This is a genomic window from Actinocorallia populi (assembly GCF_002995495.1).
GTDB lineage: Bacteria > Actinomycetota > Actinomycetes > Streptosporangiales > Streptosporangiaceae > Actinocorallia > Actinocorallia populi.
Genome location: NZ_PVZV01000001.1, coordinates 228,294 through 250,231 on the forward strand (window position 1 = coordinate 228,294; position 21,938 = coordinate 250,231).

The 21,938-nt window shown below is 71.0% G+C and carries 20 protein-coding genes; 13 read left to right on the plus strand and 7 right to left on the minus strand.

Going from position 1 to position 21,938, the window contains the following annotated elements; genetic code table 11:
- Positions 1 to 113: 113 nt before the first annotated feature.
- Complete coding sequence (locus C2865_RS41270; RefSeq protein WP_269802681.1) at positions 114 to 1,244, minus strand: PucR family transcriptional regulator; 1,131 nt, start codon at positions 1,242 to 1,244, stop codon at positions 114 to 116.
- 127 nt (positions 1,245 to 1,371) lie between these two features.
- On the opposite strand from C2865_RS41270, the gene C2865_RS01200 reads away from it, so the two are divergent.
- Positions 1,372 to 2,301: a proline dehydrogenase family protein gene (locus C2865_RS01200; protein ID WP_106396401.1), complete on the plus strand. Its 930-nt coding sequence runs from the start codon at positions 1,372 to 1,374 to the stop codon at positions 2,299 to 2,301.
- Positions 2,302 to 2,314: 13 nt separating this feature from the next.
- Positions 2,315 to 3,940, plus strand: coding sequence for an L-glutamate gamma-semialdehyde dehydrogenase (pruA, locus tag C2865_RS01205; protein ID WP_106396402.1), 1,626 nt, complete (start codon positions 2,315 to 2,317; stop codon positions 3,938 to 3,940).
- 10 nt (positions 3,941 to 3,950) lie between these two features.
- Here pruA and C2865_RS01210 read toward each other — a convergent pair whose 3' ends face one another.
- Positions 3,951 to 4,511 (minus strand): dihydrofolate reductase family protein, encoded by a 561-nt coding sequence (locus C2865_RS01210; RefSeq protein WP_106396403.1) that lies wholly within the window; start codon positions 4,509 to 4,511, stop codon positions 3,951 to 3,953.
- A gap of 238 nt (positions 4,512 to 4,749) precedes the next feature.
- Here C2865_RS01210 and C2865_RS01215 point away from each other — a divergent pair, with 238 nt between their 5' ends.
- The 6 genes from C2865_RS01215 to C2865_RS01235 all read left to right on the plus strand — a co-directional run bounded on the left by C2865_RS01215 (position 4,750) and on the right by C2865_RS01235 (position 11,545).
- Positions 4,750 to 5,574, plus strand: coding sequence for a DUF1206 domain-containing protein (locus C2865_RS01215; RefSeq protein ID WP_106396404.1), 825 nt, complete (start codon positions 4,750 to 4,752; stop codon positions 5,572 to 5,574).
- Positions 5,575 to 5,666: 92 nt separating this feature from the next.
- Entirely contained in the window at positions 5,667 to 6,173 is a 507-nt protein-coding gene (locus C2865_RS01220) for a PPOX class F420-dependent oxidoreductase (RefSeq protein WP_106396405.1), read from the plus strand.
- 77 nt (positions 6,174 to 6,250) lie between these two features.
- Positions 6,251 to 9,715 (plus strand): indolepyruvate ferredoxin oxidoreductase family protein, encoded by a 3,465-nt coding sequence (locus C2865_RS01225; protein WP_106396406.1) that lies wholly within the window; start codon positions 6,251 to 6,253, stop codon positions 9,713 to 9,715.
- A gap of 28 nt (positions 9,716 to 9,743) precedes the next feature.
- The gene (locus tag C2865_RS41275; protein WP_269802682.1) at positions 9,744 to 9,875 is read left to right on the plus strand and encodes a hypothetical protein; all 132 of its coding nucleotides are present in this window, start codon (positions 9,744 to 9,746) and stop codon (positions 9,873 to 9,875) included.
- A 12-nt stretch (positions 9,876 to 9,887) separates the two neighbouring features.
- Positions 9,888 to 10,799 (plus strand): hypothetical protein, encoded by a 912-nt coding sequence (locus C2865_RS01230; protein WP_106396407.1) that lies wholly within the window; start codon positions 9,888 to 9,890, stop codon positions 10,797 to 10,799.
- 107 nt (positions 10,800 to 10,906) lie between these two features.
- Positions 10,907 to 11,545: a peroxiredoxin gene (locus C2865_RS01235; protein ID WP_106397415.1), complete on the plus strand. Its 639-nt coding sequence runs from the start codon at positions 10,907 to 10,909 to the stop codon at positions 11,543 to 11,545.
- A gap of 179 nt (positions 11,546 to 11,724) precedes the next feature.
- Here the strand turns inward: C2865_RS01235 and C2865_RS01240 are convergent, their stop codons facing one another.
- Positions 11,725 to 12,402 carry a macro domain-containing protein gene (locus tag C2865_RS01240; protein WP_106396408.1) on the minus strand — a complete coding sequence of 226 codons (678 nt, stop codon included), beginning with the start codon at positions 12,400 to 12,402 and terminating at the stop codon, positions 11,725 to 11,727.
- Positions 12,403 to 12,687: 285 nt separating this feature from the next.
- Here C2865_RS01240 and C2865_RS01245 point away from each other — a divergent pair, with 285 nt between their 5' ends.
- Complete coding sequence (locus C2865_RS01245) at positions 12,688 to 14,298, plus strand: ADP-ribosyltransferase domain-containing protein (protein WP_106396409.1); 1,611 nt, start codon at positions 12,688 to 12,690, stop codon at positions 14,296 to 14,298.
- Between the two features lie 222 nt (positions 14,299 to 14,520).
- A complete protein-coding gene (locus C2865_RS01250; protein WP_106396410.1) occupies positions 14,521 to 14,868 on the plus strand; it encodes a hypothetical protein in 348 nt (115 codons plus the stop codon).
- 184 nt (positions 14,869 to 15,052) lie between these two features.
- Here C2865_RS01250 and C2865_RS01255 read toward each other — a convergent pair whose 3' ends face one another.
- On the minus strand, positions 15,053 to 15,439 hold the full coding sequence (locus C2865_RS01255) for a MerR family transcriptional regulator (RefSeq protein WP_106396411.1): 387 nt from the start codon (positions 15,437 to 15,439) through the stop codon (positions 15,053 to 15,055).
- Positions 15,440 to 15,524: 85 nt separating this feature from the next.
- Here C2865_RS01255 and C2865_RS01260 point away from each other — a divergent pair, with 85 nt between their 5' ends.
- Entirely contained in the window at positions 15,525 to 16,211 is a 687-nt protein-coding gene (locus C2865_RS01260; RefSeq protein ID WP_106396412.1) for an SDR family NAD(P)-dependent oxidoreductase, read from the plus strand.
- On the opposite strand, the gene C2865_RS01265 is transcribed toward C2865_RS01260, so the two are convergent.
- The 3 genes from C2865_RS01265 to C2865_RS01275 form a co-directional block, all read right to left on the minus strand.
- Positions 16,178 to 17,836, minus strand: a complete 1,659-nt coding sequence (locus C2865_RS01265; RefSeq protein WP_106396413.1) for an amidohydrolase family protein — start codon at positions 17,834 to 17,836, stop codon at positions 16,178 to 16,180. The two genes, C2865_RS01260 and C2865_RS01265, sit on opposite strands and share 34 nt — an antisense overlap.
- A gap of 169 nt (positions 17,837 to 18,005) precedes the next feature.
- On the minus strand, positions 18,006 to 19,427 hold the full coding sequence (locus tag C2865_RS01270) for a DEAD/DEAH box helicase (RefSeq protein ID WP_106396414.1): 1,422 nt from the start codon (positions 19,425 to 19,427) through the stop codon (positions 18,006 to 18,008).
- 125 nt (positions 19,428 to 19,552) lie between these two features.
- The gene (locus C2865_RS01275; RefSeq protein WP_034275260.1) at positions 19,553 to 19,756 is read right to left on the minus strand and encodes a cold-shock protein; all 204 of its coding nucleotides are present in this window, start codon (positions 19,754 to 19,756) and stop codon (positions 19,553 to 19,555) included.
- Positions 19,757 to 20,102: 346 nt separating this feature from the next.
- Here C2865_RS01275 and C2865_RS01280 point away from each other — a divergent pair, with 346 nt between their 5' ends.
- Positions 20,103 to 20,870, plus strand: coding sequence for a hypothetical protein (locus tag C2865_RS01280; RefSeq protein ID WP_106396415.1), 768 nt, complete (start codon positions 20,103 to 20,105; stop codon positions 20,868 to 20,870).
- 127 nt (positions 20,871 to 20,997) lie between these two features.
- Positions 20,998 to 21,903, plus strand: coding sequence for an ADP-ribosylation family protein (locus C2865_RS01285; protein ID WP_157963503.1), 906 nt, complete (start codon positions 20,998 to 21,000; stop codon positions 21,901 to 21,903).
- The last annotated feature ends 35 nt before the right edge of the window (positions 21,904 to 21,938 follow it).

Sequence of the window (21,938 nt, forward strand, 5' to 3'; positions counted from 1 at the left end):
ACACCGTTCCACGAGTTCTCAAGGGGATCCGCAAGCGGGCGAGGACCTCACCACCTGCACACCCCCGCATAACGCATCCTCGCATCCCGGGGTTCCCGCCGGGCAGGCCGGGCTCAGCGGGCCGCCGGAGGCCCTTCGGGAACGGAGGACAGGCGGTGCGCCTTGACGGCCAGGTGGAGCAGGAGGCGGTCCTCGCCGGACTCCAGGTCCAGGCCGGTGAGCGCCTCGATCCGGGAGAGCCGGTAGTACAGCGTCTGGCGGTGCACCGAAAGGGCGGCCGCGGCCCGCTGGACGTGGCCGGCGTGGTCGAGGTACGTCTCGGCGGAGTGCAGGAGGTCGGTGCGGGCGGCGTCCAGCAGCGGGAGCAGGACGGGATCGGCGGACGGGGCCGGGGGCAGCGAGGCGATCAGGCGGTAGGCGCCCAGCTCGCCCCAGCGGGCCACCGGACCCAGCCGGGGCTCGGCACGGGCGGCCCGGAACGCCGTCCAGGCCTCCCGCCAGGAGTCCACGGCCTCCTCCAGGAGGGCCCGTCCGCCGCCCACCCCGGCGAGTGGCGCGTCCGGCGCGGGGCCGAGGACCCGGACGGCGGCGGCTTCGGCGGGCGAGGTGTCCGAAGGATCCGCCAGCGGGACGAGAAGCGCCAGTCCGTCGGGGCTCTGGTACGCCAGGACGCCGTGCGGGATCCGGGCCCGCACGTATGCGGACGCCGGACTCACCACGACCGCAGAGGCCCGCGCCGAGGAGATCGGGTGGCCCATGGCGGCGAGGGCCCGGGACCCCTCCGCGCGTTCGGCGCCCGAGGCGGACAGCAGGCGCGCGAACGCGCGCGGGGCCGCCTCGCCCTTCCAGACCTCGGCGGCCAGCAGTGCTCCCGCCCGTTCCGCCAGCGCCATGGCCCGGCCCAGCCGGGGATCATCGATCTCGACGGCGCCGTTGTCCAGCAGCCACAGGTAGCCGTAGGCGCGCCCTTCGTGCCGGGCGGGGAGGCACAACCGTCCGCGCACCCCCGTGGCGGGATCGGCGGGAGTGCGCACCGGCCCCGCCGCCTCCGCTATCCCGAAGCCCTCGAACCAGGCGCGGACCTTCGGGGAGGACCTGCGGCTCAGGATCGAACGGGCGCGCACCGGGTCCGGCTCGTCCTCGTGCGAGCTGAAGGCGATCAGCGTGAACTCCCGGTCCTCCAGCGTCACGGGGGCCCGGAGCAGCCCGGACACCTCGTCCACCAGGCTCTGATAGTCGCTCACCGGCACCCCCTTCAGACAAATGTATGACGCGTGCCGCCCCAGGTCATGACGGTTGTCGATGGTCCTCCCGGCTCCCCGCTCCTAGGTTCGAGAAGACCGGAATCCGCTCCCCGTCCAGGAGGCCGCCGTGCTGACGCCCCTGCTGCTCACCGCCTCGCGCAGCGAGCTCATGCGCCGTTTCGTCAGCGGCGCCCCCGTGACGCGCCCCGTCGTCGACCGGTTCATCGCCGGGGACGCCCTGGCCGAGGCGCTGGCGTCCGTCCGGACGCTGGCCTCGCAGGGCGTCGACGTCACCCTCGACCATCTGGGCGAGGACATCACCGAGCCCGCCCAGGCCCGCCGCAACCGTGACTCCTACCTCGCGCTGCTGGCCGCGCTGGGCGGCGAGGGCCTGGGGGACCGCGCCGAGGTGTCGGTGAAGCTGTCGGCGTTCGGCCAGTCGCTGCCGGACGGGCACCGGCTCGCCCTCGACGGCGTCCGCGCGGTGTGCGAGGCCGCCGCGGCGATCGGCACCACGGTCACCCTCGACATGGAGGACCACACCACCGTCGACTCCACCCTGGCGATCCTCGCCGAGCTGCGGCGCGACTTCCCGCGGACCGGCGTGGCCGTGCAGGCCGCCCTGTTCCGCACCGAGCAGGACGTGCGGGCGCTGGCCCTCCCCGGGTCGCGGGTCCGGCTCGTCAAGGGCGCCTACAAGGAGCCCGCCTCGGTGGCGCACCAGCGCAAGGAGGACGTGGACCGGGCGTACGCGCGGTGCCTGAACGTCCTCATGGCCGGGGACGGCTACCCGATGGTCGGCTCGCACGACCCGCGGATCATCGACCTGGCCCTGCGGCTGGCCGAGCGGTACGGCCGCGGGCCCGACTCGTACGAGTTCCAGATGCTCTACGGCATCCGCGACGCCGAGCAGCGGCGGCTGGCCGCCGAGGAGCACCGGCGGGTCCGCGCCTACGTGCCCTACGGCTCGGACTGGTACGGCTACTTCATGCGCCGCCTGGCGGAGCGTCCGGCCAACCTCGTCTTCTTCCTTCGTTCGTTCCTCATCCGTCGTTGATCGGAGACTCCTCATGGACGCCATCACGAACGTTCCCGTGCCCGTCAACGAGCCCGTGCACGGCTACGCGCCCGGCAGCCCCGAGCGGGCCCGGCTGGAGGCCCGGCTGGAAGAGCTGTCGGCGGGCGGAGCCGAGCTGACCTGCGCCATCGGCGGGGAGCGCCGCATGGGCGGCGGCGGGCGCGTCCAGGTCGTCCAGCCGCACCGGCACGCCGAGGTGCTGGGCGTCACCGCCCACGCCGACCACGCCGACGCGCAGGCGGCCGTCGAGGCGGCCCGCGCGGCGGCCCCCGGCTGGCGGGAGCTGAGCTTCGAGGACCGGGCCGCGGTGCTGCTGCGCGCCGCGGACCTGCTGACGGGCCCCTGGCGGGAGACGATCGCCGCCGCGACCATGCTGGGCCAGTCCAAGACCGCCCAGCAGGCCGAGATCGACGCGCCCTGCGAACTCGCGGACTTCTGGCGCTTCAACGTGCACTACGCGCGGCAGATCCTCGCCGAGCAGCCGGAGTCCTCCCCCGGCGTGTGGAACCGCGCCGACCACCGGCCGCTGGAGGGATTCGTCTACGCGGTCACCCCGTTCAACTTCACCGCGATCGCCGCGAACCTCCCCACCTCGCCCGCCCTGATGGGCAACACCGTGGTGTGGAAGCCCTCCATCACCCAGCAGTTCGCCGCGCACCACACGATGGCGCTGCTGGAGGAGGCCGGGCTGCCGCCGGGCGTGATCAACATGGTCACCGGTGACGGGCTGGCCGTCTCCGACGTCGCGCTGACCTCCCCGGACCTGGCGGGCATCCACTTCACCGGCTCCACGCCGACCTTCCAGCACCTGTGGCGCACCGTCGCCGAGAACCTCCCGCGGTACCGCTCCTACCCGCGGCTCGTCGGCGAGACGGGCGGCAAGGACTTCATCGTCGCGCACCCGTCGGCGGACCCGGCCGTCCTCGTCACGGCGATGGTCCGCGGCGCGTTCGAGTACCAGGGCCAGAAGTGCTCGGCGGCCTCGCGCGCCTACGTCCCGCGCTCGTTGTGGCACCGGATCGAGGACGAGCTCGCCGCCGTCGTCGACGGGCTGACCATGGGCGACGTGCGCGACCTGGGCAACTTCATGGGCGCGGTGATCGACGCCCGCTCCTTCGGCCGGCTCAAGGGCGTCCTGGAGGGCGCCGCCGCCGACCCGGCCGTCCGGATCGTGGCGGGCGGCACCTGCGACGACTCCGAGGGCTACTTCGTGCGCCCGACCGTCCTGCTCTGCGACGACCCCGGCCACGACCTGTTCCGCACCGAGTTCTTCGGCCCGGTCCTGGCCGTCCATGTCTACGAGGACGGCGACTACGAGGCCATGCTGGCCCAGATGGAATCGGTCAGCCCGTACGCGCTGACCGGAGCCGTCATCGCCCGCGACCGCGCCGCGATCGCCCATGCCACCGCGGCCCTGCGGTTCGCCGCCGGGAACTTCTACGTCAACGACAAGCCCACCGGAGCCGTCGTCGGCCAGCAGCCCTTCGGCGGCGGGCGCGCCTCGGGCACCAACGACAAGGCGGGCTCCGCGCAGAACCTGCTCCGCTGGACCTCGACCCGCACGATCAAGGAGACCTTCGTCCCGCCGACCGACCACCGCTACCCGCACATGGGCTGAAACGCCCGTTTCAGGGCTTCCTCCGGTGGCGGAGCAGGACGACCTGGGAGTCGAACGTCCGCGACTCCACGAGCTCCAGGCCCGCCCGCCGCCCCCGGGGCTGGAAGACGGGCTTGCCGCCGCCGAGGAGCACCGGGTGGACGCACACCTGGTACTCGTCGATCACGCCTTGCTCGGTGAGGTGCGAGGCGAGCTCGGAGCCGCCGAACAGCAGCAGGTCGGTGCCGGACTCCTTGAGCGCCGTCAGCTCCTCGGCGGCGTTCTCGCCGATCACGCGGGTGTTCCAGTCGGCCTTCTCCAGCGTGCGGGAGACGACGACCTTCGGCGTCTCCCGCCAGATCGGCGCGAACGCCAGGTCGTGCTCGTCGGTGGAGTACTGCTCGGCGTTCGGCCAGTAGTTCGCCATCATCTCCCACACGACCCGCCCGTACAGGAAGGTCTTGCCGCCCCTGCTCAGCTCCTGGGAGTAGGCGGACAGCTCCGGGCCCATCAGCGGCCAGTCGAACTCTCCGTTCGGTCCCTCGATGAAGCCGTCCAGGGACTGGTGCACGAAGTGGATCAGCTTGCCCATGGTGGGGTCCTCTCTGCCGGTTCCGCGCCCCTGCGGCGCGTTCTCATCCGGTGGTCGGAGCCGTCGCCGCCTTCTCTACATCCCTCGCTGAAGTTCCCTGATTTTCTTCGGACCTCCGTGAGTCCTCTCACCCAGGGTTCCACGGGCACCTTCTCCGACCTGCGGAAAGGCCTTCGCACGATGTGCCACCGCCCGCCGCACTCGTTTTGGTGAAGTTTGTCCTGGGCACAGGGGCTTCATGGTAATTAGTCCGGAAAGACAGGCGCGGCAGGCCTCGCAGAGCAAGACGATGGGCCTGCTGGCACGGCTGGGACTGGCCGTGCGCGGCGTCCTCTACGTACTCATGGGGCTGCTGGCCCTCCAGATCGCCTTCGGCTCGGGCGGCGAGGAGGCCGACAACTCGGGAGCCATCCAGACGCTGGCCGCCCAGCCCGGCGGCGAGTTCCTGCTCTGGCTGATCGTCGCCGGGCTGGGCGGGCTGGCGCTGTGGCGGCTGGCCGAGGCCGCCTTCGGGGCGGCGGGCCCCGACGGCCACAAGGCGTCCGAGCGGCTCATGTCCCTGGGACGGGGCGTCGTCTACACCGCCCTGTTCGTCACGACCCTCCTGTTCACGCTCGGAGCCGGCGACCAGAAGTCGACCGACTCGCAGTCCAAGGACCTCACCGCCCAGGCGATGCAGGACATCCCGGGCGGTCGCTGGCTCGTCCTGCTGGCCGGTCTCGCCCTCATCGCCGGTGCCGCGTGGATGGCCTGGCAGGCGGTGGCGCACAAGGACTTCATGGACAGGCTCAACGTCACCGGCAACGCCCGCGAGGTCGTCGAGAAGCTCGGCATGGCCGGTTACACGGCCCGCTCCGCCGTCTACGTGGGCATCGGCGCCTTCCTCTCCTACGCCGCGATCACCTTCGACGCCGGCAAGGCCAAGGGCATCGACGGCACCCTCCGCGAACTCGCCGGCACCCCCGCGGGCCCCTGGCTCCTGGCCGTCGTCGCCCTGGGCCTCGTCCTCTTCGGCGTCTACTCCTGCTGCGAAGCCCGCTGGCGCCGCGTCACCCCCGGCTGATCCACAGGGCCCCGTCCGAGATTGTCTACAACAAAACCATCTGCTAATGTCCCTTCTGTCACGGAACGAACCGCAGAGAGGCGCTGATCCAGATGGCCGAGCCCACCACCGCACCCCCGGAAGAAGAAGCAGGACCCGCGCCGCGCGCCCTCAGCGAGAAGGAGGCCTCGGACCTCATCGGAGCGCAGGAGTTCGGCGTGCTGGCGACCGTGAAGCGCAGCGGCCACCCGCACCTGTCCACCGTCCTCTACCGCTGGGACCCGGCGGAACGGATCATCCGGGTCTCCACCACCGAAGGACGGCTCAAGACCCGCCACATCCGCAACGACCCCCGTCTGGCCCTGCACGTGAACGGCCCCGACGTCTGGTCGTTCGCCGTCGCCGAGGGCGAGGCGGAGATCTCGGAGCCGACGGTCGAACCCGGTGACGCGACCGGCAGGGAGCTGCTGTCCCTCACCCCCGGCTTCGACGACCCCGCGGAGGAGGCCGCCTTCCTCGCCCGGCTCGTGGCGGAGCGGCGCGTGGTGATCCGGCTGCGGGTGACGCGCCTGTACGGCACCGCTCTCGACTTCCCGACGGGAGACGACGACGGGAACTGACACTGTCGGTGATCGGCCTCCGAAGATTACTGTCGTTGTCGCAGCTCCCCGTACCTTCCTCGAAGGAGGCCGCGACCGTGACAGCCACCGCCGACCGTCCCGTACGACTGGAAGACCGCTACGAGATGCTCGACGGGGAGGTACACCTCTCGGGACTGCAGGCACTGGTGCGGATCCCGTTCGACCAGATGCGCATGGACCGCCGCCGGGGGCTGAAAACTGCGGTCTTCGTCTCCGGGTACGAAGGCTCTCCGCTGGGCGGCTACGACCTCGAACTGAACCGGCGGAAGAAGCTGCTCGACGCGCATGACGTCGTGTTCCGGCCCGCGGTCAACGAAGAACTCGCGGCCAACGCGGTGCAGGGGTCGCAGCTCGTGCCCGCGTTCGAGGACCGCCTCCACGAGGGGGTCCTGGGCATCTGGTACGGCAAGGCGCCCGGCCTCGACCGGGCCACCGACGCGCTGCGGCACGCGAACCTCGGGGGCGCGTCGCCGACCGGCGGTGCGCTCGCGCTGGTGGGCGACGACTCGATCGCGAAGTCCTCGACGGTGCCGAGCGGGTCCGAGAGCGCCATGGCGGGCATCGGCATGGCCGTGCTGTCCCCGGCCGACCCGCAGGACATCCTGGACCTGGGGCTGCACGGGATCGCGCTGTCCCGGTTCAGCGGGTTGTGGGCGGGATTGAAGCTGGCCACGAACGTCGTGGACGGCACGGGCACCACGGTCGTCCGCGGCGACCAGATGACGCCGGTCCTGCCGGATCGCGACATCGACGGGCGGCCTTTCGTCCACGGGGTCTCGGCGGACTTCCTCCAGCCGAACCTGGCCGTGCTGGAGGAGAGCCTGGTCACGTCGCGGGCGGAGCTGGCCCGCCGGTACGCGTACGCGAACGGGCTCAACAAGATCGAGGGCGACCCGCGGGCGAAGGTCGGGATCGTCGCGGCCGGAGGCACGTACCTCGACGTGCACCAGGCGCTGACGGCGCTCGGCGTCTCCCGGGCGGATCTGGCGTCCTCGGGGATCCGGATCCTCAAGCTCGGGATGATCTCCCCGTTGGAGCCCCGGATCGTGGCGGAGTTCGCCGACGGCCTCGCGGAGATCGTCGTCGTCGAGGAGAAACGGCCGTTCATCGAACCGGCGCTCAAGGACCTCCTCTACGGACGGCCGGGCGCTCCCCTGGTGTCCGGCAAGCGCACCCCGTCGGACGAGCCCCTGCTCCGCTCGCACGCCGACCTCCCGCCGCACCTCATCGCCGAGGCGCTCGCTCCCCGGCTGCTCGCGCACCTCGACGACGACCGGTTCCGGGCGGTGAAGGCCGCCCGGCCCCGCCCGCTGCTGCCGGTGGTGGCCCGGACCCCCTACTTCTGCTCCGGCTGCCCGCACAACCGCTCCACCGCCGTGCCCCCGGGTTCGCTGGTCGGGGCCGGCATCGGCTGCCACACCCTGGCCACGCTGATGCCCAAGGAACGCGTCGGCGACATCATCGGGCTCTGCCAGATGGGCGGCGAGGGCGCGCCCTGGATCGGGATCTCGCCGTTCACCGGGCGCAAGCACCTCATCCAGAACCTCGGGGACGGCACCTTCCACCACTCCGGAAGCCTCGCGATCCGCGCGTCCGTCGCGGCGGGCTCGAACATCACCTACAAGCTGCTCTACAACGACGCCGTGGCCATGACGGGCGGGCAGCGGGCGGTCGGCCGGATGGCGGTCCCCCAGGTCGTCCGGTCCCTGCTCGCCGAGGGCGCCGCCCGGGTGGTGATCACCACGGAGGACCCCGGACGGTACCGCAAGGCGCGGCTCCCCCGGGGCGTCGAGGTCCGGCACAGGGACGACCTGCTGCGGACGCAGGAGGAGCTGGCCGCCGTCGCGGGCGTCACCGTGCTGATCCACGACCAGGAGTGCGCCACCGAGCTCCGCCGCAAGCGCAAGCGCGGCCGTGCCGCGGTCCCCGCCGAGCACGTCTTCGTCAACGAGCGGGTGTGCGAGGGCTGCGGCGACTGCGGGGCGGTGTCGAACTGCCTCTCGGTGCACCCCGTGGAGACCGAGTTCGGGCGCAAGACCCAGATCCACCAGGCCTCCTGCAACAAGGACCTCTCGTGCCTGGACGGGGACTGCCCGTCGTTCGTCACCGTCCGCCCCGGCAGGAAGGCCGCGCGGGCCGCGGAGCCCTTCACCGGCCGGGACCTGCCCGAACCGGTGCTCAAGGTCGGCGCCGCCGACTTCGCCATGCGCCTCACCGGGATCGGCGGGACGGGCGTCGTGACGACCGCGCAGATCATCTCGACCGCCGCGACGATGGCGGGCCTGCACGTGCGCGGCCTGGACCAGCTGGGCCTGGCGCAGAAGGGCGGCGCGGTCGTCTCCGACATCAGGCTGTCGGACTCCCCGTTCCTGGGCGCCAACAAGGTCGGCCCCGGCGAGTGCGACCTCTATCTGGGCTGCGACCTGCTGGTGGCCGCGAGCGAGGCGAACCTGGCCGTCACCTCCCCCGAGCGGACCATCGCGGTCGTCTCCACGTCCAAGGTGCCGACGGGTCCGATGGTGACCGACGTCCGGACGTCCTTCCCGCCCGTGGACGGGATCGCCGACGGCGTCCGGGCCCTGACCCGCCGGGAGGACGGCGTCTTCACCGACGCGGGGGCGGCCGTCCGGGGGCTGTTCGACGACGACCAGTACGCCAACGTCTTCCTCGTCGGCGTGGCGGTGCAGGCCGGGGCGCTGCCGGTACCGGCGGACAAGCTGGAGCAGGCGATCGCGCTCAACGGGGTGGCCGTCGAGCGCAACATCGAGGCGTTCCGTCGCGGCCGCCAGCTCGTCGCCGACCCGGAAGGGCTCCGGGCCGCCCTGCCCTCGCGCGCCGTGCACCGCGGCGCTCCCTCCGGCCGTGTCGCGGCGATCGCCGCTTCGGTGCGCTCGGGGGAGGACGTCGAGCTCGCGGATCTCGTCTCCCGGCGGGTCGCCGAACTCATCGCCTATCAGGACGAGAGGTATGCGAAGCGGTATGCCGGGTTCCTGGAGCGGGTGCGTTCCCGGGAGGCCGAGACCTGCGGTGAAGCCGGGGCCGTCACCCGCGCCGTGGCGCGCAACCTCTACAAGCTCATGGCCTACAAGGACGAGTACGAAGTCGCCCGGCTCTCGCTCGATCCCGCGTTCGAGCAGGCCGTCCGGGAGCGGTTCGGCGAAGGCGCGAGGTACTCCTACCGGATCCATCCCCCCGTGCTGCGCGCGCTGGGCCTGGACCGGAAGATCAGCCTCGGGCCGTGGTTCAGGCCCGTTTTCCGGGCCCTCCACGGTCTGCGGCGGCTGCGCGGGACCCGGCTGGACCCCTTCGGCCGCGCCCGGGTGCGGGTCGTGGAGCGGGAGCTCGTCCCGGAGTACACCGAGGCGGTGGCCACGGCCCTGCGGTCCCTGACACCCGAAAACCGGGCGGCCGTGGCCGAACTGGCCGAGCTGCCCGACCTGGTGCGCGGTTACGAGGAGCTGAAACTGACCAACGTCACCATTTACCGCACAAAGCTCGCCGATCACCTCCGAGCCCTGTAAAGATCCGGAAGAACGAGGGAGCAGCGTCATGAAGGCAGCGCGGTGCCACGGGTTCGGCGATCCGGACGCCGGCCGCCTCATCCCCGCGCCGGCGGGCGCCGCCCCCTCGCCGAAGCCCACCCAGGCAGGTCCAGGCAAGGCCCTGGTCCTCCCCGAATAAGGCAGTGACACCATGACCCTCCCGCTGTCCAGCCCGGACGCCGTCGTCCTCGGCACGAACACGATGGACGCCACCGCGGCCTTCCTGCAGAACCTCGGCTTCACCGAAACCAGCAAGACCGTGCTCTCCTCGGACGCCGCGCAGGCGCTGTACGGGCTCACCGGCGAGGCGGAGCAGCGCACCTACGCCGTGCGCGACGCGTCCGGCCAGTCGCTCCCCGGCCGGATCCGCCTGGTGCACACCGACGAGGAGCCCCTGGAGTACAACGCGTACCGGACCGGCGGGCACGCCATCGACGTCTACTGCCTCGACCAGGAGAAGGGCTCCCTCCTGGCCAGGGAGGGCGGCGCGGAGGTCGGCGAGACCGCCGTCTTCAAGACCGCCTTCTTCACCATGTCCGGCACGTTCTGCATCATCCCCGGCGGCGGCCCGGTGGTCCTGCTGAGCGCCGAGCGCCGCCTGCCCAGCGTCCTCGACGACGACCCGTCCCGCCTCCACTCCCAGGTCCACAGCCTCATCTGGATCGTCCCCGAGCTCGCCCCGTCCCTGGAGTTCTTCGCCGCGGCCGGCCTGCCCGAGACCCGCCGCAACGTCTTCGGCCCCGACCCGGACGTGGCCGCCCTGATGGCGCTCCCCGAGCCCGCCCCCTTCAGCATGGCCCTGCTCGCGGACGCCGCGATGACCCCGTCCCGCCTGGAGCTCCTGGCCTTCGACACCCCCGACGTCCCCCTCGTCCCGGACCCCGGCCGCCCCCTCCGGCCCGGCCAGATGGTGTTGTCGTTCTCCGTCGCCTCGCTGCCCGCCGCGCGGACGCTCCTGGCCCGGCACGGCGCGTCGTTCGGCGCCACCGCCGCCGCCGGCGACGCCCAGGCCGTCACCGGCCTGGCCCCGGGCGGCATCTGGCTCGAACTCCGCGCCCGCTGAACCGCCTCCGAGCGGCGGCCCGCGACCGGGAGATGCCACTATTGGTCGAGGAAGCCCGGCTGTCCTCGGCCGGGCTCCGCGTCGGTTACCTATCCGGAAGGACCTCCATGGCCACGCTGCGCCTCGGCGACGAAGCCCCTGACTTCACCGCCGCCACCACTGACGGCACGCTCAGCTTCCACGAGTGGAAGGGCGACAGCTGGGCGGTGCTGTTCTCGCACCCGAAGGACTTCACCCCGGTGTGCACCACCGAGCTCGGCCGGGTCGCCGGCCTCAAGCCGGAGTTCGACAAGCGGAACGTCAAGGCCATCGGCGTCTCCGTCGACCCGCTGGAAGACCACCACGCGTGGGCCGGTGACATCGAGGAGGTGACCGGCAACGCCCTGAACTTCCCGCTGATCGCCGACTCCGACCGCAAGATCGCCGATCTGTACGACATGATCCACCCGAACGCCAACGACACCCTGACCGTGCGTTCGGTCTTCATCATCGGCCCGGACAACAAGGTCAAGCTGACCCTGACCTACCCGGCGTCCACCGGCCGCAACTTCGACGAGATCCTGCGCGTCATCGACTCCCTGCAGCTGACCGCCCAGTACACCGTCGCCACCCCGGCCGACTGGAAGGACGGCGACAACGTCATCGTCGCCCCCGCCCTCTCCGACGAGGAGGCCAAGCAGCGCTTCCCCAAGGGCTTCGAGACCAAGAAGCCCTACCTCCGCGTCACCCCCCAGCCCAACAAGTAGGACCCCGCACTCCCGCTCGTGAGCCGGCGCCCTCCCGTCCGGCTCACGAGCAGCCCCGCCGCAGAGGTCGTCGCGAGGGGCGGGACCGCGGCTTGGGGACCGGCTGGCGCGGCGCCGGGCGGACGTGGGTCGCGTGACGCGCGGAACGGGCATGATCCGCGCGAGGCCGCGGTCGGCGCTCAGCCGCGGGAGCCGGGGCGCTTGGGCGGCCTGATGCGCACCCGCTCGTCCTCGCTGGCGTTCTCGATGTCGTCGAGCTGCGCGCGGACCGTCTCCCGCAGGTCGTCGTAGTCGCGGAACGAGTGGTCCTTGAACAGGGTGTAGCCCGTCCACATCAGGTTGGCGCACACCCGGGGCGGCACCTGGCCCGTCGCCGCGCCCATCCCGACCAGCGCCACCGACGCGATGCCGCCCTGCGCCCTCTCGTTCTGCATGTGGACGGCCTGGAAGGCCGCGGCGCACGCCAGTGCCACGTTCAGCGTCCGGCTGACGTCCTGCGCCGAACTCTCCATCGTCGGCGTCGAGATCAGGAACTTCGGGTTGGTCGCCCCGGACGGTACGCACACGGCGCTTCCGACCGGCATCCGCCCCTCGAACCGGTCGCGGATCGCCCGCTGGACGCGGAGCTGGATGCCCGCGCCGAGGTGCCGCTTGATGACCGCGTCGGTCCCGCCGTCCATCCGCCCGCGGGAGTTGGTCGGGGTGACCCAGGCGTCGACGTGCTGGTCGAGGATCGACCCGCGGTGGATGTCGACCTCCGGGGTGTCGGCGAACGCCGCCAGCCAGGCCTCCACGACTTTCGTGTTGACGTCCGCCAGCACGACCCTGAGCTGCGGTTTCACCCGATCGACGGCCATGACTCACTCCGGTCTCCAAGAGGGGCTTTCCAACACCGGCGAAACTACCGCGGCCCACCGACAAACCATTACCGGCCGCAGGACCGCGCCCGTTCGGTGCGATTGCGGGTGTCATACCCCGGTGTTACTCTGCCGCGAACCAAGCCCTGAAAGACGATGACCGCGGCGGAAACACCATCCGCTCCCCCGGTTTCCGGACATCGTGGCCAGGGCTTTTACGCGAGCGATTCCGTCTCGACAGCCCCGTGCCGACAACGGTACTTTTCGCCAATCCTGGAGTCCACGATGAGCGACGCCTCCGACCGGCCCGACCCGCATGACCCGCTGGCTCTCGCCGAACTCTTCGAGGGCGGCGGCGAGCCGTGGCTGCCCCTGCTGAAGCCGGTCATCGAAGGGAATCCGGCCGCGGCCACGTTCATCGGCCCCGGCCGCAGCCCGGAGGTCGTGCCCGTGCGGGAACTGACCTTCCAGGCGCTCAAGCCCAACCCGCCGCACAAATGGAAAGTCGTCGTCTTCGGCCAGAATCCGTATCCGCGCCCCGAGAGCGCCACCGGAATCGCCATGTTCGACAACACCTTCCACGACTGGAAGGACAGCCAGTTCGGGCGGGTCGTCTCCATCCGCTGCATCATCAAGGCCGCGGCGATGTGGAAATACGGCATCCCCAAGAAGACGCCCATCGCCGATATCCGTGCGCTCCTGAAGAAGCAGGAGACCGTGCAGCCGCCGGAATGGTTCCAGGCGATGCTCACGCAGGGCGTGCTGCTGCTGAACGCGGCGCTCACCGCCAGCAGCAGCGGCGTGATGGCCACCGACCAGCACACCGCGTTCTGGCGCCCGGTCGTCGAGCGGATCGTCGAGGAGATCCTGAAGGCCAAGCAGAACGCCGACGAGGACGACCGGGGCGTGGTGTTCGCCTGGTGGGGCGTCCACGCCCGCGGCCTCAAGCAGATCGTGCTGCGGCTCCAGCAGAAGTACCCCGACGTCGAGGTCTGCCACATCGACCACCCCAACCCCGCGGCGCAGGGCGACATCTTCTGCGACGGAGACCACTTCGGCGCGGTGAACACGGCGCTCAGGTCGCTCGGGGCCGACGAGGTCGACTGGCTGCCCCGCAAGGGCTGGAACAGGCCCACGTCCCAGGGCGGCGGACCCGACGCGGACACGGCGGAACGCATGGGAGCGTTCATCACCTCCACGATGGAGGCGCACAAGCTCTACCTCGAACGCCTCGCGAGCGTCAAGGACGAGGGGCTGGTCCTCCCCGCGATCACCGGTGTGTTCGACTCCCCCCTCATGGACTTCCGCGAGACCATCGCCCCGGTGGCCAAGCTGCTTTCGGGGCTCGACTCCTACGTCCGGCGTTCCTACGAGTTCGGCAAGATGCAGGCGGACGGAGTGACCGAGGGCCTGTCCGCCGACGAGATCGCGGCGCTCTACCTCTACACCTGCGAATCGGCCTTCTACCGGCAGATCAACGCCACCCTGCGCAACCCCGACCGCACCCGGGCCGTCCCGTACCTGCCGTACCTGCGGCTTCTCTTCGCCGCCGTGTCGCGCCTCCCCGCCCGCAGGGAGCCGCTGTGGCGCGGAGTGTCGCTGGACCTGCGGGCGCAGTACCCCCTCGGCCGGACCGTGACGTGGTGGGGCGTGTCCTCGTGCACGTCGAAGCTCAGCGTGGCCCGGTCCTTCCTGGGCGGCCGCGGCAAGCGGACGCTCTTCGAGGTGACCCCCGTGCGCGCCGTGGGCATCCGCGACTTCTCGGCCTTCACCGGCGAGGAGGAGTTCATCCTCCCGCCCGGCACCCAGCTCAAGGTGACCGACGTGAAGGCCGAGCGCGGCGGCCTCTACACCGTGAAACTGACCGAGCTCGACGAGCAGCCCCTGATCACGTGACCGGTCACACCGCACCGGTCTTCTCCGCGATCTACCTTTTTCGCGGAACACTCTGACAACACAGCTTTTCTTTAGGAAAAGGAGCGACTTCTAGTTTTTCTTGGTTCATCGCAGAACAACAGCGACGGTTCTCGGTACTCGGTGACGGCCCGTGGCCGCCTAGCCTCGGTATCCGGACGACAGGTGGAAGCCACGAGTCACACCCTCACTCCGGAGGCAGGCATGATCAGGAGAACGCTCGGCGTCGCGGTCCTCGGCACGGCCCTGCTCGGCGCGCCCGCCATGGCGACCTCGGCGGAGGCCGCCACGGGCGTCACCGCGTCGGCCCAGGCGTCGGTCCAGGCCCGGGACTGCCGGTGGAAGCACGACTGCGACCGCGACTGGTGGAAGGACCACCACCGCAAGTACTGGAAGCACCACGGATGGAAGTACCACCACAAGTGGAAGCACCGCCACCACGACAAGTGGGACCACCACGGTAAGTGGCACAGGGGGGACCACCACGACAAGTGGCGTCACCACGACAAGGGGAGCCACTACGACAAGGGGAGCCACTACAGCAGGTACTGAGACCTGAGGCCGCGCCACCGGCCGGTGCCGCGAGAACGAACCGGGTCCGGCTCGGGACCAGCGTCCCGAGCCGGACCTTCGCCGTGCAAGCGCAGGGCCGGACACGTCCGCGCACCGTCCGCGGCTTTGACGCGGCCCGTTCCCCCCGACCCGCGGCGCACCGGACCGGCCCGCCGGACGAGCCTCACCCGAGGTCGTCCGCCCCGTCCGCGGACCGCTCCGAGGCGGAGGCGAGCAGGGTGTCGAGTGCCCGCCGGGACTCCTGAAGCCTGGTGATCTCCCCGGTCACGCGGCTGCGCTCCCGCCGCAGATCGGTGACCATGCCCGGACAGCCCGACGGCACGAGCCGCTCGCCTTCGTCGTGGACGCAGTGGAGAAGGCGGGCGATGACGGCGGTGGGAAGACCCGCGGCGAGAAGCCCCCGGATATGGCGTACCGCGGTCACGTCCGACTCGGAGTACTCGCGGTAACCGTTGGCGAGCCGTACCGGCCGGAGCAGGCCCTGCTCCTCGTAGTAGCGCAACAACCGCCGGTTGACGCCTGTCGCGCCGGCGAGATCTCCGATCCGCACGGGTCCCTCCGCGGTTGACCTTCACACCGATGTGACGCCTTAACGTCCCCATTGTCACCGATCACGACCGAACAAGGAGACAGGGATGTCCGGAGCAGTGGTCATCGGAGCGGGTCCGGGCATCGGCCGGGCCGTCGCCCGCCGGTTCGCCCGGGAGGGACTGCCGATCGCCCTCATCGCACGCGGTGCGGAGACGCTGAGCGCCGCGGCCCGGGACCTCGCCCCCAGCGGGGTGCGGGTCGCCGCCCTGGCCGCCGACAGCAGCGACGACACCGCGCTGCGCGCCGCGCTCGACAGGGCGGCCGACGAGCTCGGGCCGCCGGACGTCGTGGTGTACAACGCCGCGGTCGTCCGGGCCGACGCGCTGGGAGAGCTGTCCGTGCGGGCCCACCTGGACGCCTGGGCCGTCAACGTGGTCGGAGCGGTCACCGCCGCCGCCCACGTCCTGCCGGAGATGGCGCGGCGCGGCGGCGGTTCGTTCATCATCACCGGCGGGATGCCCGAGCCGAAACCGCAGTACGTCAGCCTCTCGCTCGGCAAGGCCGGAGTGCGGACGCTGGTGGCGCTCCTCGACCGGGAGTACGGGCCCTCCGGCGTCCACGTGGCGACCGTCACCGTGGACGGCCCGGTCGCCCCGGGCACGGACTTCGACCCGGACGACATCGCCGAGCACTACTGGCGGCTGCACGGACAGCCGAGGCACCGGTGGGAGCGGGAGGTCCTCCACCGGGGCGGCCGTCAGTCGCGGGACCTCTCCCACATGCGCAGGTAGGCCTCCGCACCGTGTGACATGTCGGTGATGATCTCGTCGCCGCCGACGGTGTGGACGTCGGCGAGCCAGTCGGGGATCAGGCCGTAGTTGGCGACGCCCTCGGTGTTGACGTCCCAGGCGCGTTCGCCGGTCCGCTGGCGGTCCAGCCGCACGCCAGGGTCGAACGGAGAGGTGAACGGGTAGCGCACCGGGTTCGCCGCGTTGCCGCCGCGGGGGCCGGGGAGCGGGCCCATGCCGTTGGCGTCCAGGCCGAAGCCGAAGCCGAAGAAATCACCGGGGACGCTCGCCTTCCGCGCCTGGCGCCAGCTCGCGACGAAGCCGTCGGCGGCGGAAGCGTAGGAGGTGGCCATCCCGCCGAGCCGGTAGATGCGCTGGAGGAAGTTGCGGTCGGTCCAGCTGTGGCTGGAGACCACTCCCGGGTAGTCCTCCTGTTCCAGGATCGACAGCGTCCGGTCGGCCGCCTCGACACTCATGTGGTCGACCTCGACGAGCATTCCGCGCTTGATCATGCCCTTGACCGCGTACGCGCCGAGGTCGGTGAGCCCGTTGATGTTGCAGTGCGGCGGCTCGGGATAGGCGGGCACCGTGAGGCCGAGCGGTCTCAGGTGCGCCAGCGGGCCCGCGAGCACGGAGGTGAACTCGTTCGCCGGCGAGATCGTGTTGTCGCGTTCGGGTCGCCTGCAGGTGTCGGCCTGCCAGAAGCGGCCGCTTCCCAGGAAGTTGCCGATGTTGAGGACGAGCCCGGTGGTGTCGGGGTCGAAGCGGACCCCGCACAGCGCGTTGTCGAACTTGTGGCAGAGGAACATGGAGCCGACCCCGAGCCGCTGCATCTCGTCCAGCCCGTCGTCGATCTGCTTCTCGGTGCACCGCGCCCGCCCGCGGACCTGCCTGCACCCGAACGGTTCGGAGGTCTCGACGCCCAGCACGACCGCGAGCTTCCCCTGCTCGATGACGCGGCGCGCCTCGTCCGGCCCGCGCACGATCCGGAACCAGCCCCGGCCGGGCCCTCCGCTGCGCCCGTCGATGTACTCCTGGAGATCGTACGTGCGTTCCGCCTGGAGCCGGATCGAGCTCATCTCGTCGCAGGGGTGCTTCTTCAGCGGGTACACCTCGCAGAGGGTCCGGTTGGACACCAGGTGGTTGACCAGCAGCCGCTGCCCCGCGCGCCAGGACCGCTCGATCCAGGTGTGGTAAGCCTGCTGGTGGGTCCGCGAGCTCCTGCTGGGCCAGTCCTCGAACGTCGGCCAGCCCTCGGTGTCGTGCTTCCCGAACGGGCTCCCCGTGCTGACGAGGTTCTCGAACCAGGCCGTCGAGCCGTCGGTCCCGTGGTCGGGGCAGTCCTTCAGCGCTTCCGCGACCCCTCCCTCGTCGAACACGCTCCCGCACATCACCCTGCCGCCGAAGCCCTCGTACGACATCAGGTGGCTGTGCAGGTCGGCGTAGCCGCGCACCAGCCCGTCCGGCGAGGTCCCGCTGAAGGGCTCCCCGCTGACTTCGACCGCGTCCTCACGCGGGGGGACGGGTTCGGCGCGGCTCGGCGCGGCTCCGTGGACCAATCCGCCGAGAACGGCCGTCGCGGTCAGGACGGTGAGGACGGCACGAGTGGCGAGATTCCCATGAGGCATGGCGGGCACCCTCCAAAGGCGAATATTTTTCGCACTTCTAGCTGAGTACCACGCCCTGGCACATCCGGGAAGGGCCCCATCACCCTGCGCGTCGGCTCTGCCACAGGGTGGCGGGAACGCGAAACGGCGCACACCGCCAGGGGTGTACGCCGTTCGTGCTGGTGCCGGGCTAGCGGGCGGCGGCCGCCCGCGGGCGGCCGTGGCCGACGCGGCGGGGGTTGCCGGAACCGGAGCGGCGGCGGCCGCCCTGGGCGGCGCGAGGCGCGGCGGGAGCGGGCACGGAGGCGATGACCACCGGGATGCCGGAGGGCGCGCGGGCGCCGGTGATGCGGGTGAGGAGGTCCTCGCCCGCGGCGACACGCGCCTCGTGGGGGGTGATGCCCGCGGTGCGCATCATCTGGTCCATCTCGCGGCGCTGGTCGGCCAGGACCAGGGTGACGACCGTGCCGGACTCGCCCGCGCGGGCCGTACGGCCGCCGCGGTGCAGGTAGTCCTTGTGGTCGGTCGGCGGGTCGATGTTGACGACCATGTCGAGGCCGTCGATGTGGATGCCGCGGGCCGCCACGTTGGTCGCGACCAGCACGTTGACCTCGCCGGTGCGGAACTGCTCCAGGGTCCGGTTGCGCTGCGGCTGGGACTTGCCGCCGTGCAGGGCCGCGGCGCGGACGCCGCTGGACAGCAGCTTCTTGGTGAGGCGGTCGGCGGCGTGCTTCATGCCGACGAACATGATGGTGCGGCCCTCGCGGGCGGCGATGTGGACGGTGGCGTCCATCTTCCCGCCGTCCGAGACGTACAGGAGGTGGTGCTCCATCGTGGTGACCGCGCCGGCCGACGGGTCGACCGAGTGGGTGACCGGGTCGTCGAGGAACCGCCGGACCAGCCGGTCGACGTTGCGGTCGAGGGTCGCGGAGAACAGCATGCGCTGGCCGCCGGCCTCGACCTGGTCGAGCAGCCGGGTCACCTGCGGCAGGAAGCCCATGTCGGCCATCTGGTCGGCCTCGTCCAGCACCGTGATGCCGACCTGGTCGAGCTGCACGGCACCGCGGTCGATCAGGTCGGCGAGCCGGCCGGGGGTCGCGATGACGACCTCGCGGCCCCGCTTGATCGCCGAGGCCTGCCGGCCGATGGACATGCCGCCCACGACCGTGGTGAGGCGGACCCGCACGGCGTCGGCGTACGGGGTGAGCGCGTCGGTGACCTGCTGGGCGAGCTCGCGGGTCGGCACCAGCACCAGGGCCAGGGGCCTGCCCGGCTCGGCGCGCCTGCCGGCGATCCGGGAGAGCACGGCGAGCCCGAAGGCGAGCGTCTTGCCGGAGCCGGTGCGGCCGCGGCCGAGCACGTCACGGCCGGCGAGCGCGTTGGGGAGCGTCGCGGCCTGGATCGGGAACGGGGCGGTCAGGCCCTGCTCGGCGAGGACGGCCAGCAGCGGGGCCGGCATGTCCATCGCCGCGAACTCCTCGACCGGCGGGAGCGCGGGAACGACGTTGACCGGCATCGCGAACTCGTCGTGCCGGGCGGCGGGCCGGGAGGATTTGCGGGGGGCGTTCGAGCGACGCGGTCTGCGTTGCTGGGGCTGGGGTGTACGGGTCATCGGATCGACCTTCCTCGATGCGGCACGTATCGAGGAGACGAATCCAAGTACGAACCAGGTGTGGGGCAGACAGCCCACAGGGGCTCGAATCTCTGCGGATTCGAGCCCCCGTGGGAGGTGAAGCCTTAGGCGGGAACGATGTTCTCCGCCTGCGGGCCCTTCTGGCCCTGGGTGACGTCGAAGGAAACCTTCTGGCCCTCCTGCAGCTCGCGGAAGCCCTGGGCGGCGATGTTCGAGTAGTGGGCGAAGACGTCAGCGCCGCCGCCGTCCTGCTCGATGAAGCCGAAGCCCTTTTCCGCGTTGAACCACTTCACGGTGCCAGTAGCCATGTCTGAATTCTCCTCTGGAGGCATGCACGGAGCCCGCACCTTACGAGCTCCCAGCTGCCGAAATGACCCCGTCAGGTAGAACCTGTCAAACAAAAATGCGCCACCGCCAGCCAGATGCCTGCGGGGCGCATAGAACGTCTATGGGAACCACAACTACAACCGCTACTAACTGTAGCCTCTGCCCTCACAAAAAGCAACCGCACGGCCGAAGCCGCTGCGACAGGGCCCTGAGCAGGCAGGACACCGGGGAGCCGCCGCACTCCACGACCACGACCGCGCCGGATGCCTCGCCGTCGAACGCCCCTTCCGGAAGTGGCGTCTTGACCGGCGATCCACACTGACGGGTGTGGACGGGAACGATCGGGAGTACGCGCGGAGCTGGCTGGCGGCCGACGGCGTCGTAGAGATCAGTGCCGGCGTTTGGACCAGCGCCGAGGAGCCGGATGCACGGCTGACGGCGTGCGAAGTGGCGCACGAATGGGCGCAGGCGGCCCTGAACGACTCCGAACTCGAACCGGTCGAGCGGCTTCGGCTCGGTTTCGGGATGCTGGACCTGCTCGACGAGTTCTGGGTGACCGCCGAGATCGGCTTCATGGTGAAGGCGGAGAAGAACCCGCAGGTGAACGAGGCGCTCTGGGACGCCTACCGCCGCAGACTCGAGGCGCCGCAGATCGCCGAGAACGTCTCCTACTCCCTGTGGGTGGACTGGTTCGAGAACCACGCCACCGTGGAGACCGCCTTCGCCGAGGTGCTGGGCGCCGACATCGGGGAACTCCAGCGCGGTGGCCGGCTCGACGAGATCACCCGCGATCCGCTGATCCGGAGGGTCCGCCGGGTGCTGGAGGTCTCCGGCCCCGTCCCCTGGACGATCAAGCTCCCCGTCCACCAGGCCGTGGCGGGGTTCCCTGAACTGCACCCCGCGCTGTTCAGGGGCCTCCTCCTCAGCTACCACGACGTCTACGGCGACCTCGAACCCCGTGCCGCCCTCGCCCTTCTGGAGCGGCTCGAACTTCCGCCCGGAACCGAGCACCTCGCCACGCTGAGCGCGGTCCTCAGGGAAGGCCACACCAACCACTACCGCTCCCCGGGGGCCTGGGACCACGCAAAGCAGTGAGAAGCGGCAGGGCTTCCACATCCGCACGAAAGCCTGCGGAAATCAATAAATCCGGCAAACTCCAGCGATAAGCCATTACCATGCACCAATGGATGACGACACACGAAGGCAAGCAGCTCTCGAAACGATGTGGGAGCGTTTCCCCGCCGTCTCGGAAAGGGTCCAGCAGGTTTACGGACTGCGGCTCCCCCGCCACCTCGCCGTGTTCTGCGCCTTGTGGAAGAGCGCCGATTCCGCAGAACGGCAGGCGCTCGGCCACCTGGGCGTGGGCCCGTTCGGCGTCTCCGACTACTTCGGCGACGACGGGCTGCGGCTGGTGGGCCGCGACGGGCTGGACGAGCGGCTCCACGGCCGCTTCCGGTGCGACCCCGCCGAATTCGTGACGGTGATGACGGGCGGCTCCGACGGGCTGCATTACGGCCTTTGGTACGACGACCCGGCCGAACTCCCCTCGTTCGTCGCACACAACTACGCCCGCGATTCCGCGGAGACCTGGACCAACCATTTCCCGGCCCTGATCATGGAGCTGCGCGACATCGTCTCCATGGCGATGTCGGACTACGGCGACAGCGGCGAGGAGGCGGAAATACTCCAGCCTCTCGTCGCCGCCCTGGAATGGTTCGCCCCTGCGGAGTACCAGGCCCTGGAGACCGACGGAAAACCGCGTTGGGCATCGGCGGCGCGGCCTTCCGGCTTCCCCTCGATCTTCCCCGCCCTGCCGCCGGACAGCGGCGATCCGCACTCGTCGCAGTCGAGCAGCCGCCTGTCGGCCTTCCGGAACGGCACTCCCGAGGCCGCCGAATGGATCACGCGGGCCGAGCAGGAGCTGGCGGCCGGCAGACCCGCCCTCGCCCTCGCCGTGGGCGGCGAACTGCACTGGATGGACCGCGACGACCACCGGCAGCAGTCCCGGCGCCTTCTCGTCGACGCCTACCGGCTGCTCGGCCGCGACGCCCTGGCCGACCTCGTCGAAGTGCACACCGCGCACCGCGACCTGCGTTCCGTCGACGTGCTCGTCAAACCCGACCACTGACGCTCTGCCGGGCCGCGATCATCCGACCGGCACGA